The organism is Streptomyces sp. ISL-11 (genome assembly GCF_018614525.1).
Classification (GTDB): domain Bacteria; phylum Actinomycetota; class Actinomycetes; order Streptomycetales; family Streptomycetaceae; genus Streptomyces.
In genome coordinates, this window is the sequence record NZ_JAGGOL010000072.1 from 67,173 (window position 1) to 82,946 (window position 15,774).

Below are 15,774 nucleotides of genomic sequence, written 5' to 3' on the forward strand. Positions count from 1 at the left end.
ACAACGGCCGGACCAGCCCGCTTCCCGGGCACGGGACGGTGATCTCAAGGGCGACAACGTGCGCGCCACGCTGTGTGCTCGTCCTTACTCGGCTGTTCCTTTGTTCATGGAAACTTCGCCCACGAAAACCGACGCCACCGCTACTCCGACTCACTTCCACTACGTTGCGTAGCCCGTCCCGACACCTGGATCGGACTCCTGGCCGGCTCTGATCTGCCCTCCCTGGCAGACGCGGCTGGGGAGAACCTGGGGAGAATCAAGCCCCGTGGGGAGCGACTGGGGAGGATCGGCCGTATAAGCGGGCAGCAGGGTGAAAGAGTCGGAAAGGCCGATCGATCGCAGGTCGGACCGCCCGTGCACTCGATTCCGCGCTCCTTCAGCGCACCGGCCTCAACCCGAGGGTCATCACGTCGGCGAGTGTTCCGACAAGGCAGGCCCCGCCGTCTGCAATACGGCAATGCCCCCTCATGGAGGGGACATTGTGGGCTACTTACCGCGTATCTTGCGGGCCTTTGGCGGCTCGCATTCCTGCGCGGCCGCGATGAAGGGGGTGAGTGCATCATGGAGCTTGTTCAGCGAGTCGGGCCCAAGCTCGATCTGGTAATACTGGACAGACGGGACCAGCCTGGTTTCGAATTCGCTGCTTCCGTCCTCGTCATCCTTCGCGGCCCCAGCCCGCACTTCCATACCCGGGACCGCGAACGTGTGCAGATGGACGTCCTCGGTCGCGGTCGGATCGAGGTCGTCGTAAGCCTCAACCTTCACCCATGTCTCCTGGGTGACGGACTGGTCTCCCACTGTCAACGTCCTGCCTCCCTTCCGCACGCCCGGCTCGCCTTGCCGCGATTCGTCTACCTCGATAAATCTGGTGCCCATCAATGCCCCTTCCCAAGAACAACCAAAGCCTAGCTGCTGCCGGGGAGTTGCACTCACGCGGGAAGACGTCAGGAGGCCCTGCTGTTCCCGGGCATCCTTTGCGTTCCCCAGGGCTCAGCAGTAGAGGTTGCCACCCGGAGCCACACCCAGCGTCTGGGCGAATCGCTGGTAGCTGTTCACCCGGCTCTGCACCTGGGCGGGGTTGCGGCCGTCGCACTGACGGCACCGTTGATGCTGCGGATGGTCTCCCCGAATCCACGGCTGTTGACCATCGCGTCGTGCGGCGTCATGGTGCCGGGGCCGCGCTGGGTGTTCCAGTACCACAGGGCGGTTTTCCAGGAGACGGCCGCGTCGGTCTGGACGAGCGACGGGTTGTTCAGCAGGTTGATTCCGAGGGCGTCGCCTGCCGCCTTGTAGTTGAAGTTCCAGCTGAGCTGGAGCGGACCGCGGCCGTAATAGGCGGCCTGACCGGCCGGGCAGCCGTAGGGCTGGTTCCCGTCGCAGTAGTGGGGGTAGTTGGCCGTGTTCTGTTCCACGATGTGGACCAGGCCCCCGGTCTCGTGGTCGACATTGGCCAGGAAGGCGGCGGCCTCCAGCCGCTTGACCTGGTCACTGCCGGTGTTGGCGAATCCCGGGTACGCGGCCAGCGCCGCGATCAGCCCGTTGTACGTGTAGAAGGGGTTCCGGCTCGGAAACATCTGCTGGAACTGGGCCTCCGTCACGGGGATCTTTCCGGTCCCCGGGCCCCCGCCTCCCTGACAGGTGTACGGGTCCCAGTACCAGGTGCTGATGAGCGGGTCGTAGCCGGGATTGTCGTGCTCGGCGATGTAGTACTTGCCGTCCGTGTACCGGACGACCGCGCCCGTCGGATACCAGGTACCGGCCGTCCAGTTGGACGCGCTGTCGCACGGGCCGGCGGCACTCGCCGTGCCGGACGGCACGAGGAGGGCCGCACCGACCAGAGCCAGTACGGCCAGCAGCAAGGTGACTAAGCGGTTTCTTCTCATGGTGGCTCCTGTGGCGTCGGATCACTGAGGTGACACTCGCTCGCTGAAAGCGCGACGGGGCCGGCGGAAGGCGCTGCGGCCGTCGCACTTGCGCAGTGAATAACTCTTCAACTTCGTTGTCAACGACATGCATCATGGGCGGCCAAAGCAGGTGCATTTGGCACCCGGTTCCGGACAACTGTTCCTGCGGGGACTTGCGTCGGCGTCGTCACGCATGCCACTGATGGACCGAAAGCCGGACGCGTGCCGACGAAATGCCGTTGTCCTTCGACTTCCTGACCGGCGAGCCGTGACGGCTCCGTGATGCCGGTTTTCGGGGCGCCCGCTCCACGGGTCCGTGGAGTACACCCGCCCCCCATTACCGCTGAACGAGGAGAAACCATGCGTGGAAGCAGAGCTGTGCGCTCCGCGGCCGTCGTCCTGGCCGCCGCGACCACCGGAATTGCCGTCGCCACGGGACCGGCGGCCGCCGACGTTCCGATCGGCCAGCCGGTGAACGGAAAGATGACCTACTACACCGACAAGGGATACGGCGCCTGCGGGACGGCCATCGACGCGAACTCCCAGGACCTGGTCGCGGTCTCGCCCTCGTGGTGGACCTCCGCCAATCCCAACAACGACCCTCTCTGCAAGGGCATATCGGTCGAGGTCAGCTACAACGGCAAGACCATCAGGGTGCCGGTCAGGGACAAGTGCCTCTCGTGCGACCGCACCCACATCGACCTCGGCCGGCCGGCCTTCCAGAAGCTGGCACCGCTCGACCGGGGCGTGGTCAACGGCATCACCTGGAAGTTCGTGCGCTGAGCCCGGGAGCCCGGCCCCCTGCACGTGGCCACGTCGGGCTGCACGTGGCAGCAACTGCCCACAGCTTCGTTCGCGCAACCGCCATGCCATGGGAGGCGGCGGCGTCCCGCCACCGTGCGAAACTGCCGCCCACTCTCCGTCCCAGCCCTTGCTTCACTTATCGAATCTCGATAGATTTGCATCGTGTTTCGATGGAAGGGTGGATCATGGGAAAGCTGACCGTGCGGGCGCTGCGCGCCGTGCTCGCGGTGGTGCTCGCCGGCACCGTGTTCGTGCAGGCATTGATGGTGTGGACATTGGTCAGCGGGAGCGACCCGGAGGACGGGTCGCTCCCGCTGACCGCGCTGCGCGTGATCACGATCCTGGGCATGGTGTCGGTCCAGGTCGCCCTGGTCTGCGTAGGGCGGCTGGTGACGATGGTGCGACGCGGAACCGTGTTCTCCCACGCCGCCTTCCGGTACGTGGACGGCGTGATCGGCGCCATCGTGGCGGCTGCCCTCGTGTGGTTCGCGGTCACGGTCATCAATGCGCCGGGCCAGCGGGACGACCCGGGCGTCACCGTCATCATGGGCGGGGTCGGCGTGGCCATCCTGGGGGTCGCGCTCATCGTGCTCGTGCTGCGGATGCTGCTCGCCCAAGCCGTCGCGCGCGACGTCGAAGCGGCGCAGATGCAGGCCGAGTTGGACGAGGTGATCTGATGCCGATCGCCGTCGATATCGACGTGATGCTGGCCAGGCGGAAGATGTCCGTGGGCGAGCTCGCGGACCGCATAGGGATCACTCCCGCCAACCTTGCGGTACTCAAGAACGGCCGCGCCAAGGCGGTGCGCTTCGCGACGCTCGCCGCGCTCTGCGAGGTGCTCAAGTGCCAGCCGGGCGACCTGCTGCGCTGGGAGGCCGAGGACGCCGCAGGCGAATGACGTGCCCTTCCAAGATCATGGAGCGGGCGGCGGAGTGCGGTGCGCGGTCAGCTGCGCGATGCCCGACCGTACCGCCCAGAAGAAGATGCCCAGCGTGAGGACGGCGACGGTCAACGAGTCGTAGGGAGCGGGCAGCCGGCCCGATCCCTTGAAGGTGCCGAGCCATGACAGAGCGGTCAGCGTCACCAGATAGACGATCAGCCACGCGCCGGTCCGCAGTTCGGCGGCGAGAGGACGGTCGTTGTGCTCCGTGCGCCACATCGCCAGGAAGATCAGCAGGCCGGCCAGGACGAGCGGCAGGGCCAGCCGCAGATCGTGCCAGCCCGACCAGTACACGAACTCACTGGAGACGACGAAGCTGACGGGCGCGATCCAGCTCAGGCCGGGCACCCACCCGGCCATCCCACCGCCGCCCGGGGCGCCCCGGAAGACCGCGACGGCGACAGCGGAGGCCGCGTAGATCAACAGGTACATGTCCCCCATGACGCTGACGATGCTCTGCCAGCCGCCGAACGGCAGGAGGAAGAGCACGATCACGGCGAAGTTCAGGGCGAGGGCCCGGTGCGGTACGCCGTAACGCTCGCTGACCCGCATGAAGGCCCGGGGGATGGTGCGGTTCTTGGCGAGGGCGTAGGTGTGCCGCGCGTTCAGCGCCACTCCGACGTACGCCGATCCACCGGGGGAGACCACCGCGTCCGCGTAGAGCAGGCTGGACAGCCAGTGCAGATTGAGGATCAAGGCCAGCTGGCCGAAGGGCGAATCGAAGTTGACACCCTTCCAGCCTCCGCCCAGCAGGTGTTCGGGGACGGTGAAGAGGAAGGCCAGTTGCAGGGCCAGGTACATCAGGACGGCCAGGGCGATGGCGGTCAGTACCGCTGCCGGGAGGGTCCGGCGGGGGTTGCGGGTCTCGCCGGAGAAGTCCAGCGGGGCCTGGAAGCCGTTGACCGAATAGACGATGCCGCCTCCGGCCAGCACGGTCAGACAGGCCGCGTACCCGTAGGGTGCGAATCCTCCGTGGTCGGTCAGGCGCCCCGAGTGCCAGCCGGAGGCGAAGAGCGCGACCACGCTGACCACCGGCACGACGACCTTGAACACCGACACCAGGTTGTTCAGCCGTGCGAACGCCCGCACCGTGAACCAGTTCAGTACGGTCAGCAGCAGGCTCAGCGCCACCGCGACGCCCAGGCCGAAGAGGCTGAGCGTGCCGCCGTGGTAGATGTCGGGAAGGTAGTGATCGGCGTACTGCATGATGGCGCTGATCTCGGCGGCGGTGCCTCCCACCGACAGCAGCACCGACCAGCCGACAAGCGTCCCGACCAGCCGCCCGCTCGCGAACAGCGGCCAGCGGACCGTACCCCCGCCCTCCGGCCGCGATGCCCCGAGCTCGATCATGACGAGGGCGACGAGACCGCACAGCAGCCCCGCCCCGACCCACGACAGCAGCGCCGCGGGACCTGCCACCTGCGCCGCGTACATGGCGGCGAAGAGCCAGCCCGACCCGACGATGTTCGAGAAGCCGATCGCGGTCAGTCCCCAGAACCCCAGCTCCCGCTTGAGGCGGTGCTCCTGTACGAGCACCGACGGCGCGACGGCCTCATCCCCTGCCACCTGACGACCCGACATCAGCCGGCCTCCTTGTTCCCGATCCGGCACGGTTCGATCTCCCCATGAACACGCGCGGCAGGGTCCTGTCTTCCGCCCCTCGGGGAGGTCACCCGGAACCCACCTCCTGGAGGACTGCGCGGCCTTGGTACCCCGACCCTAGTTACCCAGCGTTTTCTTGTCACCATGGGTAATCGCCCGTCAGGCGTCCGGGGGTCGGCGTCCGTCCGCGGCACGGCTGTCGGCGACCAGCACGCGGAAGCCCTGCACCCAGCGGCACGCCATCGGTATTCCGTCGTGTCCTTCCCCGCGTGGCCGCGACCGTTCGCCTGCCCTCCGCGTCATCCATTTCGACCCGCCCGCCGACGCCGCCCCGAAAAGGCCCCACCGCACCCGGCAGAGGCGGGGTTTGCTTCTGTCGGACCCGGGCAGCCGGTCTGTTGGCGAAGCCGTCCCCGAAAAGGATCGGCAGCGAGGAAAAGCGATCACGCCGACCGGGACAGGCCGGGACAGGCCGGGGCAGGGGAGCGTTTTCCCTTCGTCAATCAACCGGCCCTCAGGGGCCCGGCTTCATCAGTTTTCCGTTTGGCCATCGATGAAGGAGCGGACCATTGAGTGACCACCTGTGGGATTACCAGCCGACCGCCGATTACGTTCCGGGGACCAGCCTGACCGGTTACAAGGTCGAGGCGACGGACGGCCATATCGGCAAGGTCGACAAGCACTCCGATGAGGTCGGCTCCGCCTACCTCATCGTGGACACCGGTGTGTGGATCTTCGGCAAGCACGTGCTCCTGCCGGCCGGGACCATCACCCGCGTCGACCCCGTGGAGGAGAAGATCCACGTGGGCCGGACGAAGGCCGAGATCAAGGACGCGCCCGAGTTCCAGCTGGACAAACACGCCGGCGACCCGGACTACCACCGGCAGATCGGCGGGTACTACGGAGGGTTCCCCCTCCTCCCGTGACGCCTCGGACGGCGAGTACGACGGCGGGCCCCACCCTCTCGGGTGGGGCCCGCCGTCCGAGGTCACTCCTTGAAGGCGTCCTTGATCTTCTCCTTGGCGCCGCGGAGATCACCCTTCGTCTTCTCGCTCCGGCCCTTCGCGGCCTTGCTCTCATCGCCGACCGCGCGGCCCGCTTCCCTCTTCGCCGCGCCCTTGATCTGCTCGGCCTTCGCCTTTGCCTTCTCGTTCGCGCTCATGACGTGCCCCCTTCTCATCGATTCGATTCGTCGATCATGTCGTCGATCATGATGTGATGGGAGGTCGGTTCCCCGGCATCTCGAACACAAACGTATCCCTCGCGACCCACCACCACAATCAGCCCAAGGGAAAGGGAGTGGGAATGGCGAGTATGAAAGCGAATACGCAGGGCACACGACAGTTCGGAGGTTGATAACCATGGTTCCCCTGATTCTCGTCCTGCTCCTCGCGCTGATCCTCTTCGGCGCCGGTTTCGCGGTGAAGATCCTCTGGTGGGTCGCCGTCGTCGTGCTGGTGATCTGGCTGCTCGGCTTCCTCATGCGCTCCACGGGCGCCGGGGGTGGTCGCGGCCGTTGGTACCGGTGGTGACCGGACCAGCTCGTAGCTCTCTCATGGGCCCGGCCGGAGTGATCCGGCCGGGCCCACCGCTGTGCGCCACCGCCTCATGCCCGGAACCGAACTCGCCCGTCCGAAAGCGGAATCGGCGGCCCCGGAGCGGGTACGCGTCACCGTAACCGGGGGCGGCCCCCGGGGACCGCGCCGGGAACCACGCGCACCTCCGCCCGGGACCGCTCCCGGCCCGACGGCACCCCTTCACCGGGCGCCCCGTCACCCGATCTGGCGGTGGACCAATTCGTGGAAGAGGCCGTTGGTGTCGGCCAGCAGTTCGGCGGGGGTGCCCTGCTGGACGACGCGGCCGTCCGACAGGGCGATCACGCGGTCGGCGTCCATGATGGTGGAGAGCCGGTGGGCGATGACGACGCGCGTGGCGCGCAGGGCGCGGGTGGAGTCGATGACCACGCGCTGGGCCTCGTTGTCCAGGGCGCTGGTGGCCTCGTCCAGAAAGAGGACGCGCGGCTTGCGGATGAGGGCCTGGGCGATCATCAGGCGCTGGCGCTGGCCGCCGGAGACCGTGCCGCCGCCGTCGGAGAGCATGGTGTGCATGCCCATGGGCATGGCCTTGATGTCCTCGGCCAGGCCCGCCATCGCCACGGCCTCCCACGCCTCCTCCAGTGAGAACGCCTCCGCACCGCGGACGCAGTCGAGGAGGGAGCCGGAGAACGGCTGGGCGTTCTGCAGGACGACGCCGCACTGGCGGCGCACGGCCGCCCGGTCGAGTGCCGCCAGGTCCTGGCCGTCGTACAGGACGCTGCCGGAGAGGGGCTTGTCGAAGCCGATGAGCAGGCGGAGCAGGGTCGACTTGCCGCAGCCGCTGGCCCCGACGATCGCCACGAACTCGCCCGCCCGCACCTGGAACGACACGTCGTCGAGCACCAGCGGGCCGTCCTCGGCGTACCGGTAGGACAGCTGACGCACCTCGATGGCACCGCTGAGCTCGCCCGGCTGCGTGCTGGAGCCGAGCACCTCGGGGGGCTCCTGGAGGACCGGCTTGATCTCCTCGAACATCGGCTGCACGGCGGCGGCCGAGACGAGCGCGCCGGTCAGCTGGGTGACCGAGGACAGCAGCATCGTCACGGCGGTGCTGAAGGTGAGGAACTGACTGGCGGACATGGTGCCCCGGGCCGGGCCGGCGAGCAGGACGAACATCACGAGCGTGCACAGTGGCAGGCAGACCGCGTTGAGCACCGTGATGACGTTCTTGATCCGTCCGATGCGCTGCTGGAGTTCGCGGGTACGGGCGAACTCCCGCGCCCAGGCGGCGTACGCGAAGCTCTCGGCCGCGGCCACGCGCAGCTTGGGCAGTCCGCGCAGGGTCTGGAACGCCTGGTTGTTGAGCCGGTTGCCGAGCTTGATGAGCCGCCGCTGGTAGCGCAGCTGCCACAGCCCCAGGCCCAGGAAGACCGCCGCGACGACGAGCAGCATGGCGACCGCCACCAGCGCCAGCGGCACGCTGTAGGCGAGCAGCAGCACGAGGTTCATCGTGCCGACCGTCCCCGCCTGCACGACCACCGAGCCGATGCCGGACATCGTGCGGCGGATGGCGCTGATGCCCATGGCCGCGCCGGCCAGTTCGCCGGTGGAGCGGCCGGCGAAGAACGACGTCGGCAGCCGCAGCAGCCGGTCCCACACGGCCGGCTGGAGCGTGGCCTCGACGCGGCCCTCCATGCGCAGGATGGAGAGGTTCTGCAGCAGCATGAAGGCGGCCGAGACGACACTGGTCGCGATCAGTGCGGCGGCGGCCTGCACGATGAGGCCGTTCTCGGCACGGGGGACGTACGTGCCGAGGACCTTGCCGGTGGCGATGGGTACGAGCGCGCCCAGGCCGACGGCGACCAGCCCGCCCAGGATCAGGTCGCGCAGTTCCCCGCCGGTGCCGCGCACGCTGAAGCGCAGCAGCCGCACCAGGCCCGGCTTCCCGTCGGGCAGCGGGCGGTAGAACATCACGGCGCGCGGCGCGTAGGCGGCCTCGTTGTCCGTGCCGACGCGCTCGCGGGTGCCCGTGGCGGGGTCGACGGCTTCGTATCCGCCACGCCGCCACAGCAGTGCGACCGGCGCCCCGTCCTCCTCGCGGTGGCCCACCAGGGGCCCGCTGTCCTCGCGCCACCAGCGGCCGCCGAGTTCGACGGCACGGGTGCGGATCCGCGAGACGAGCGCGACGCGTTCGACGGGGTCGGTCCGCCCGGAGGCGGTGCCCGCACCGGCCGGTTCGGACAGGGCGATGCCGGCTTCGCGGGCGACCAGGCGGCACACGGCGAACGTCGCGTCGTCGCCCGCGGCGCGGCGGGCCTCTCCGCCGGAGCGGTCGATGGAGGCCAGCAGCGCGCGGTCCGCCTGGTCCCGGGCGGCCTCCCCGGCCTCGATGCCGGCCGCCGTGCGGTCCTCGTGGGCGCGCTCCAGCTGCTCGATCCAGCGGTCCAGGGCGTACAGCAGCCGGTACTGCTGGTCGACCATGCCCTGCCACATCGCGGGCTCGACGAGGAGGGTGCCGACGGCCTCCGCCTCGTACGCGGCGCCGTACCGCACGCTGCCCGGGGTGATCTGCATCCACAGGACGTCGTCGTCCGCCCCGCCGTGGCCGGTCGTCGCGCGGTTCTCCAGCGGTGCCTGGTAGAGCACGCGCAGGCCGCGGCCGATGCCGAGCGCGAAGGCGTCCTCCAGGGGGCTGAGCATGGCGTCGACGGCGGCGTACTGCCCGTGCCCGTACGGGCCGTGGTCCTGGCCGTCGTACTCGGAGCGGTACAGCTCGCGCAGCTCGACGCGGCGCAGGCGGCAGCCCCGCAGGGGGCGGCCGACCAGGGTGTGCTCGGGTCCCTGGGCCGGGCCGAGGAGCAGCGTGCCCGCCGCCAGCCGGCCCAGGAAGTGCCAGTGCCCCGCCTGCGCGGCGTCGACGGCGAAGAGGTCCAGCTCGCCGTCCACGACGAGCCACAGCACGAGGGGGCCCTCCAGGGACAGGCCGCTGGTGCCCGTGCAGTCGACCTCCGTGCCGAGGTGTCCCAGGGCCGCCACGACCGGGTCGTGGGGCGGGGCGTGGTGGGCGACCGCGTGGTCGTACGGGGTGGTCACCTCAGTGCTCCTTGACCAGTTCGGCGTAGGCGCCCCGCGCGGCGATCAGGTGCTCGTGCCGGCCGCGTTCGACGACCGTGCCCCGGTCGAGCACGACGATCTCGTCGCTGTCGCGCACCGTGCTCAGCCGGTGGGCGATGACCACGCAGGCGCAGCCGCGGCGCCGCAGGTTGTCGATGACGATCTGCTCGGTCGCCGCGTCCAGGGCGCTGGTCACCTCGTCCAGGACCATGACGCTGGGGCGGCGCACCAGCGCCCGGGCGATCTCCAGTCGCTGGCGCTGGCCGCCGGAGAAGTTGCGGCCGTCCTGTTCGACGCGGCCGCGGATGCCGCCGGGGCGCCGGGCGACGACGTCGTACACGGCGGCGTCCTGGAGGGCGGCGATGACGTCCTCGTCCGGGATGGAGGGGTCCCACAGCGCGATGTTGTCGCGGACGGTGCCCTCGAAGAGGAAGACGTCCTGGTCGACGAAGGAGACGGAGGCGGCCAGCGCGCCGCGCGGGATGTCCTCCAGTCGCATTCCGTCGACGCGGATGGTGCCCTCCCAGGGGGTGTAGAGGCCGGAGATCAGCCGGGAGACGGTGGACTTGCCGCTGCCGGAGCCGCCGACGAGGGCGACCTGCTGCCCGGGGCCGACGGAGAGCGAGAAGTTCTTGAGGAGCGGGGCGTCCAGGGGGCTGTAGCCGAAGGTGACGTCGTCCAGCCGCACATGGCCCTTGAGGCGGCGGGTGCCGGTGGCGGGGCCGGGCCGTGAGTAGAGGGGGTCGGCGGGGAAGTTCTCGACGTCCTTGAGGCGGGCGACGTCGGCGGCGAAGTCCTGGATCCGTCCGGCCACGCCGTTGAGGCGGGTGATCGGCGCGGTGAAGCCGGTCACCAGGGCCTGGAAGGCGACGAGCAGGCCGACCGAGAGGTGTCCCTCCACCGCGCGCAGGCCGCCGATCATCAGGATCAGCGCGCTGTTGAGCGCGGCCAGCGTGGGCGCGACGATCGCCAGCCAGGCGCTGGGCACGCCGAGCCGTTGCTGGACGTCGAGGGTGACCGCGTGCTGCCCGGCCCAGCGGCGGAAGAATCCGTTCTCGCCGCCGGTGGCCTTCATCGTCTCGATGAGCGTCAGGCCGCTGTAGGAGGTGTTGGTGAGCCGGGCGCTCTCGGCGCGCAGCTTCTGGGTGCCGGTGGCCCGTACGCGGACGACGATCCGCATGGCCACGACGTTGAGCAGGGCGATGCCGACGCCGACGACGGTGAGCTGCGGGTCGTACGTCCACAGCAGCACCGCGTAGAGGATCACGACGACCGCGTCGACGCCGGCGGCGGCGAGGTCCCTGGCGAGCGTCTCGGCGACCGCGTCGTTGGACTGCAGGCGCTGGACCAGGTCGGCCGGGTTGCGCTGGGAGTAGAAGGTGACGGGGAGTCTGAGCAGGTGGCGCAGGAAGCGGGCGCTGCCCAGGGTGGAGGAGATGATGCGTCCGCGCAGCAGGTTGGCCTGTTGCAGTGCGGTGAGCGTGGCGGTGAGCACCAGGGCGGTCGCCATCGACGCGAAGAGCACGCCCAGCGGGGCCGTCCGGTCCCCGATCAGGAACGTGTCGATGTACGTACGGCTCAGCGCGGGTACGGTCGCGCCGACGACCACCAGCAGGAGACTGGCGAGCACGGCGGCGAGCATGGTGCCCGAGGTGCCGCGCAGGCGGGCCGGCAGGGCGCCCATGACGCCGGGCTTCCGGCCGCCGCGGCGGAAGCCCTCGTCGGGCTCGAAGGTGAGGACGACGCCGGTGAAGCTGGTGTCGAACTCGTCCATGGGGACGAACCGGCGGCCCTTGCCCGGGTCGTTGATGTACACGCCCCGGCGGCCGAGGCGGCGGCCGACGCCGTCGAGGACGACGTAGTGGTTGAACTCCCAGAAGAGGACGGCCGGCGGGCGCACCCCGGCGAGCGCGGCCAGGTCCATCTGCATGCCCTTGGCCTTCAGCCCGTAACCGCGGGCGGCCTTGAGGAGGTTGCTGGCGCGGGAGCCGTCGCGGGAGACGCCGCAGGCGATGCGCAGCTCCTCCAGGGGGACGAAGCGGCCGTAGTGGCCGAGCACCATGGCCAGCGCGGCGGCGCCGCACTCCACGGCTTCCATCTGGAGCACGGTGGGGGTGCGTACGGTCCGCTGCCGGCCGGTGCGGGGTGCGGGGGTGCGGCGGCGGGCGCCGCCCTTGGGCTCGGGGCGGTGGCGCCGGCGTCCGGCGGGCGGCAGCCGCGGGGGCGTCTCCTGCGTGGTGTCCTGTGCCGTGGTCATGGGAGCAGCCAATCGACGGGGCGCTGCGCGGAGAGGTGGACGGCCGCGGTGACGGGCGTCGTGGAGTCGAGGGCGTACGGGGGTCCGTCGGCGGAGGACCAGCGGTAGCCGGAGCGGGTGGCGGAGGAACGCTCCAGGCGCACGAGCACCGCGACGGGGTCGCCCTGCCGGGAGAACTCCGTCGCGAGCCGGCGGTCGCCGAGGAAGCCGGCGATCCGTGCCGGCGTCTGGGGGGCGCGGCCGACCGCCTCGACGCGGCCGCGCAGTACGCCGAACCGCTGCTGGGGGACGGACCCGACGCTCAGGTCGACCGAGGCGCCCACGGGGATGGAGCCGGCGCCGGCGCCGGGTACGTACAGCATGGCCACGAGCGGGTCGTCCGCGTTCTTCACCCGTTCCACGGTCGCCACGTCCGCGCCGGCCGTGAGGACGGATCCGGTCCTGGCGGCCAGGGACGTCACCCGTCCCCCGGCCACCGCGCGCACGGTCCGTTCGCCCCGGTCCGTACCGATCTGGAGCAGGGGCGCGCCCGGGGGCAGCAGCCGGCCCTCCTCGGCGAAGACCTGGGTGACCTGTCCCGCGTACGGGCTCTGCAGCAGATAGCTGCCTTCGGCGTGGGTGAGGATGCCCGGTGCGCTCAGCTTGGACGACACGGATCCGGTGAATGCCCAGAAGGCTCCGGCGGCCATGACGAGGACCGTGACGGCCAGCACGAGCCGGCCCTGCGGGCGCGCGAATCGTACGGGCAGGTCGAGCTCTTCGGGTGATTGCAGCTTGGAAAGCGCCTTTTGGCGGAACTGCACGAACTATTCCTTCGACTGCATTCGTGACACGGGCGCTGAATTACCCGGCGGGAATGGTGAATACGCCGGCCGCGGCCGGCGGGCAGCCGTGAACCCCGGAACAGGTGAGTTCCGGGGTTCACGGTCGGCGCATATCGGCTCAGAGGCCGGCGATACCGACGTGCACGCCGGCGATGCCCTCGACCGCGCCGGGCACGGCGTGCACGGCCTGGACCGTGTGCAGGGAGGTGGCGGTGCCCAGCACGTTGTTGACGTCGCCGGTCACGGCGCCGAGGAGGCCACCGTTGATGCTGACACCGCCGGAAACGGCGTCCAGCTCGGCGTCGGCGATCTCACGGGTCTCGATGTTGTTACGCATGTTTTTGCGCACCCTTCAGTTGTCCGGCTTTTTATCAATGGCATGGGGATGAACCGCGGCAAGACGGCCCCACCACTTCCGCGCCGGCCCGGTCGTAAACGACCACCGTTCGAAGAACCGCCGCGGTGGGCAGATATAAGCACGCGAACGGGTTACGGGGCCAACCGCATTGACGTCCGACGGCCCGTCAGGGGGCGAATCGGGCAACATGCTTTCAACTTCCTTCGCAGGATCATCACAAGTCCTTCACAAGATTGAGTAACAGATTCGAGGGCTTCAAGATCCTCACGGAACATAAATGGACACACGCTGATCAAGCGCTATGGGCATAACCGGCATATCGGGGGGCGCGGGGGCGGGGCTACCGGCGGTACCCGGGGAATGTGGAGATTTCCCGGAGCGACGCTCCGGCCGGGGTTTGTCACCCGGCGTCACGGCGGCGAGGCGGCCCTGCCGCTCGCCGCCGGGCTCACCGCCCCGTGAAGAAGTCCCGCACCCGGCGCCGGGCGCGGCGTTCCGTCGGGTAGTCGGGGTCGTCCCTGTCGTCGTCCGGGCCCCGGAGGACGGTCCAGCTGACGGCGGAGACGGCCGGTTCCAGGGAGAGGCGGCTGACGGCCTCCTCCAGGAGGCTGTCGTCGCGCCGTTCGGTGGTGAGGTCGGCGGCCACGGTCACCTTGCCCGGCGTGTCCGCGTCGCGGCTGTGGACCGAGCGCAGGCGGAAGCCGGGGCGGACGAGGGTCTGGACGACGAGGGTGCGCACGTGCGCCTCCTCGGGCTCGGTGCAGACGGCCTCGAAGTGGTAGTCGGTGGCGACCTCGGCACCGCCGTGCGGGCCGCGGTCGAGCCCCCGGGCGACCGGGCGCAGCAGGGTGTTCGCGCCGACGACGCCGACCGTGCCGAGCGCGGCGACCACGTACAGGCCGGTGCCGGCGAGGGCGCCGACGGCGGCGGAACACCACAGGGTGGCGGCGGTGTTGAGGCCGCGGATGCTCAGGCCGTCGCGCATGATGACGCCCGCGCCGAGGAAGCCGATGCCGGAGACGATCTGGGCGGCGACGCGCGAACCGTCGTAGCCGGCCGTGCTGGTCGCGGCGGCGAACCCGTACTGCGAGAGCAGGACGAAGAGGGCCGAGCCGGCGGCGACCAGCGCGTTGGTGCGCAGTCCCGCCATGCGGGCACGCCACTGGCGCTCCAGGCCGATGATCGCACCGAAGCCCAGTCCGGCGGCGATGTTGGCCGCCATGTGCCACTCGTGGACGGTGACCATGTCTCCTCGTTCCCTCCTCCTCGCGCACGGCAGGAATGAAACATGTGAATAAGGTCGAAATGCCACCTTCGGTAACCAGCGTGCCATAGGACATCGAACCGCCCTGTCATCGGCGGGACCCGTCGACGGCGTGCGAAGGTCGCACCATGGACGAGGACCGAACGCGTGCCGAGCGGCCGCCCGGCGGGCGGCGGCGGTTCGGCCGGTGGTGCGCCGGGGTGCTCCTGACCCCGGTGACGGTGGTGCTGGTGTGCCGGGCCTGCGGCGTGGACGGCGTCACACCGGTGCCCCAACTCCTGGCGTTCCTGCCGTGGTCGCTCGTCCCCGCGGCCCTGGCCCTGGTCCTCTCGGCGGGCTCGCGCTGGCCGGTCGGGTGCGCGTGGGGCGTGCTCGCGGTCGTCGTCACGGGGCTCTTCCTGCGCCCGTACGGGGCTGGCGCGCCGCCGGCCGCGGACCCCGCCGGGACGCGGCTGCGCGTCCTGACCGCCAACGTGGAGTTCGGCGGCGCGACCGCGAGCCTGCTGAAGCTGCTGCGGAGCGAACGGCCGGACCTGGTCTCGGTGCAGGAGTGCGCGCCCGCCGTGTGCGGGGCCGCCCTCGACCGCGCGGAGGTCCGGGCGGCGTACCCGTACCGGCGGATCACCGGCGGCGGCCGGGCGCAGGCGTCGGCGATCCTCAGCCGGTACCCGCTGGAGCGGGACGGCGAGGTGCCCGGCACCCTCGCGATGCCCCGGACGGTGGTGCGGATCGGTGCGGCGCGGCTGCGGTTCCAGGTGGCGCACCCCATGCCGCCGGTGCCGGGCGGGGTCGCGGTGTGGCGGCGCGAGCTGGGCCGCCTCCGGACGATGGCGGCGGGCCGCGGCACGGTGCCGACCGTCATCGCGGGCGACTTCAACGCCTCGCGGGACCACGCGGCGTTCCGCGCCGTGCTGGACACGGGGGTGCGCGACTGCGCCGCCGTGCTGGGCGCGGCGCGCACGCCGACGTGGCCGGCGCGGTGGGCACGGGTGGGTGTGCAGATCGACCATGTGCTGGTCAGTGCCGCGCTGGTACCGCGCGCCGCGCGCTTCCGTGACCTGGCGGGGAGCGACCACCGGGCGGTGGTGGTCGACACGGTGCTGCTTCGCCATGCGGCGGGCGGGTCTTAGACGGTGCCCGGTCTTCGGCTGCGGGCCGTCTTGCCGCCTGCG

At 70.4% G+C, this 15,774-nt stretch carries 14 protein-coding genes and 1 pseudogene; 6 read left to right on the top strand and 9 right to left on the bottom strand.

From position 1 onward, the window contains the following. Positions 1–486 precede the first annotated feature (486 nt). The gene (locus tag J7E86_RS16470) at positions 487–876 is read right to left on the bottom strand and encodes a hypothetical protein (RefSeq protein ID WP_215082430.1); all 390 of its coding nucleotides are present in this window, start codon (positions 874–876) and stop codon (positions 487–489) included. Between the two features lie 114 nt (positions 877–990). Then, positions 991–1,883, bottom strand: a pseudogene (locus tag J7E86_RS16475) (chitinase). A 381-nt stretch (positions 1,884–2,264) separates the two neighbouring features. On the opposite strand from J7E86_RS16475, the gene J7E86_RS16480 reads away from it, so the two are divergent. The 3 genes from J7E86_RS16480 (at position 2,265) to J7E86_RS16490 (ending at position 3,606) form a co-directional block, all read left to right on the top strand. Beyond that, positions 2,265–2,687: a cysteine/serine endopeptidase inhibitor gene (locus J7E86_RS16480; RefSeq protein WP_215082431.1), complete on the top strand. Its 423-nt coding sequence runs from the start codon at positions 2,265–2,267 to the stop codon at positions 2,685–2,687. 206 nt (positions 2,688–2,893) lie between these two features. Then, positions 2,894–3,385 (top strand): DUF2975 domain-containing protein, encoded by a 492-nt coding sequence (locus J7E86_RS16485; RefSeq protein WP_215082432.1) that lies wholly within the window; start codon positions 2,894–2,896, stop codon positions 3,383–3,385. Then, positions 3,385–3,606 (top strand): helix-turn-helix transcriptional regulator, encoded by a 222-nt coding sequence (locus J7E86_RS16490; protein ID WP_215082433.1) that lies wholly within the window; start codon positions 3,385–3,387, stop codon positions 3,604–3,606. Before J7E86_RS16485 ends, J7E86_RS16490 begins: the two co-directional genes overlap by 1 nt. A 15-nt stretch (positions 3,607–3,621) precedes the next feature. On the opposite strand, the gene J7E86_RS16495 is transcribed toward J7E86_RS16490, so the two are convergent. Beyond that, positions 3,622–5,229, bottom strand: coding sequence for an APC family permease (locus tag J7E86_RS16495; RefSeq protein WP_215082434.1), 1,608 nt, complete (start codon positions 5,227–5,229; stop codon positions 3,622–3,624). A gap of 590 nt (positions 5,230–5,819) precedes the next feature. Between J7E86_RS16495 and J7E86_RS16500 the strand changes: the two genes are divergently transcribed. After that, a complete protein-coding gene (locus J7E86_RS16500; protein WP_215082435.1) occupies positions 5,820–6,176 on the top strand; it encodes a PRC-barrel domain containing protein in 357 nt (118 codons plus the stop codon). A gap of 62 nt (positions 6,177–6,238) precedes the next feature. Here J7E86_RS16500 and J7E86_RS16505 read toward each other — a convergent pair whose 3' ends face one another. Beyond that, a complete protein-coding gene (locus J7E86_RS16505; protein WP_215082436.1) occupies positions 6,239–6,412 on the bottom strand; it encodes a CsbD family protein in 174 nt (57 codons plus the stop codon). A gap of 199 nt (positions 6,413–6,611) precedes the next feature. On the opposite strand from J7E86_RS16505, the gene J7E86_RS16510 reads away from it, so the two are divergent. Then, complete coding sequence (locus J7E86_RS16510) at positions 6,612–6,782, top strand: hydrophobic protein (RefSeq protein ID WP_215082437.1); 171 nt, start codon at positions 6,612–6,614, stop codon at positions 6,780–6,782. A gap of 240 nt (positions 6,783–7,022) precedes the next feature. On the opposite strand, the gene J7E86_RS16515 is transcribed toward J7E86_RS16510, so the two are convergent. From J7E86_RS16515 to J7E86_RS16535, 5 genes are all read right to left on the bottom strand, one after another. Further along, on the bottom strand, positions 7,023–9,878 hold the full coding sequence (locus J7E86_RS16515; RefSeq protein WP_215082438.1) for an NHLP bacteriocin export ABC transporter permease/ATPase subunit: 2,856 nt from the start codon (positions 9,876–9,878) through the stop codon (positions 7,023–7,025). Position 9,879: 1 nt separating this feature from the next. Beyond that, a complete protein-coding gene (locus J7E86_RS16520) occupies positions 9,880–12,156 on the bottom strand; it encodes an NHLP family bacteriocin export ABC transporter peptidase/permease/ATPase subunit (protein ID WP_215082439.1) in 2,277 nt (758 codons plus the stop codon). After that, positions 12,153–12,959 carry an HlyD family efflux transporter periplasmic adaptor subunit gene (locus J7E86_RS16525; RefSeq protein WP_215082440.1) on the bottom strand — a complete coding sequence of 269 codons (807 nt, stop codon included), beginning with the start codon at positions 12,957–12,959 and terminating at the stop codon, positions 12,153–12,155. Before J7E86_RS16525 ends, J7E86_RS16520 begins: the two co-directional genes overlap by 4 nt. Positions 12,960–13,098: 139 nt before the next feature. Further along, positions 13,099–13,317: a hypothetical protein gene (locus J7E86_RS16530; RefSeq protein WP_215082441.1), complete on the bottom strand. Its 219-nt coding sequence runs from the start codon at positions 13,315–13,317 to the stop codon at positions 13,099–13,101. 469 nt (positions 13,318–13,786) lie between these two features. Continuing rightward, positions 13,787–14,584, bottom strand: coding sequence for an MgtC/SapB family protein (locus J7E86_RS16535; RefSeq protein WP_215082442.1), 798 nt, complete (start codon positions 14,582–14,584; stop codon positions 13,787–13,789). Between the two features lie 146 nt (positions 14,585–14,730). Here J7E86_RS16535 and J7E86_RS16540 point away from each other — a divergent pair, with 146 nt between their 5' ends. After that, a complete protein-coding gene (locus J7E86_RS16540; RefSeq protein WP_215082443.1) occupies positions 14,731–15,732 on the top strand; it encodes an endonuclease/exonuclease/phosphatase family protein in 1,002 nt (333 codons plus the stop codon). Positions 15,733–15,774: the final 42 nt, after the last annotated feature.

Coding starts and splice junctions, on each gene's coding strand:
- J7E86_RS16510 (WP_215082437.1), top strand. CDS start 6,612: ATGGTTCCCCTGATTCTCGTCCTGCTCCTCGCGCTGATCCTCTTCGGC.
- J7E86_RS16480 (WP_215082431.1), top strand. CDS start 2,265: ATGCGTGGAAGCAGAGCTGTGCGCTCCGCGGCCGTCGTCCTGGCCGCC.
- J7E86_RS16535 (WP_215082442.1), bottom strand. CDS start 14,584: ATGGTCACCGTCCACGAGTGGCACATGGCGGCCAACATCGCCGCCGGA.
- J7E86_RS16505 (WP_215082436.1), bottom strand. CDS start 6,412: ATGAGCGCGAACGAGAAGGCAAAGGCGAAGGCCGAGCAGATCAAGGGC.
- J7E86_RS16495 (WP_215082434.1), bottom strand. CDS start 5,229: ATGTCGGGTCGTCAGGTGGCAGGGGATGAGGCCGTCGCGCCGTCGGTG.
- J7E86_RS16530 (WP_215082441.1), bottom strand. CDS start 13,317: ATGCGTAACAACATCGAGACCCGTGAGATCGCCGACGCCGAGCTGGAC.
- J7E86_RS16490 (WP_215082433.1), top strand. CDS start 3,385: ATGCCGATCGCCGTCGATATCGACGTGATGCTGGCCAGGCGGAAGATG.
- J7E86_RS16540 (WP_215082443.1), top strand. CDS start 14,731: ATGGACGAGGACCGAACGCGTGCCGAGCGGCCGCCCGGCGGGCGGCGG.
- J7E86_RS16470 (WP_215082430.1), bottom strand. CDS start 876: ATGGGCACCAGATTTATCGAGGTAGACGAATCGCGGCAAGGCGAGCCG.
- J7E86_RS16520 (WP_215082439.1), bottom strand. CDS start 12,156: ATGACCACGGCACAGGACACCACGCAGGAGACGCCCCCGCGGCTGCCG.
- J7E86_RS16485 (WP_215082432.1), top strand. CDS start 2,894: ATGGGAAAGCTGACCGTGCGGGCGCTGCGCGCCGTGCTCGCGGTGGTG.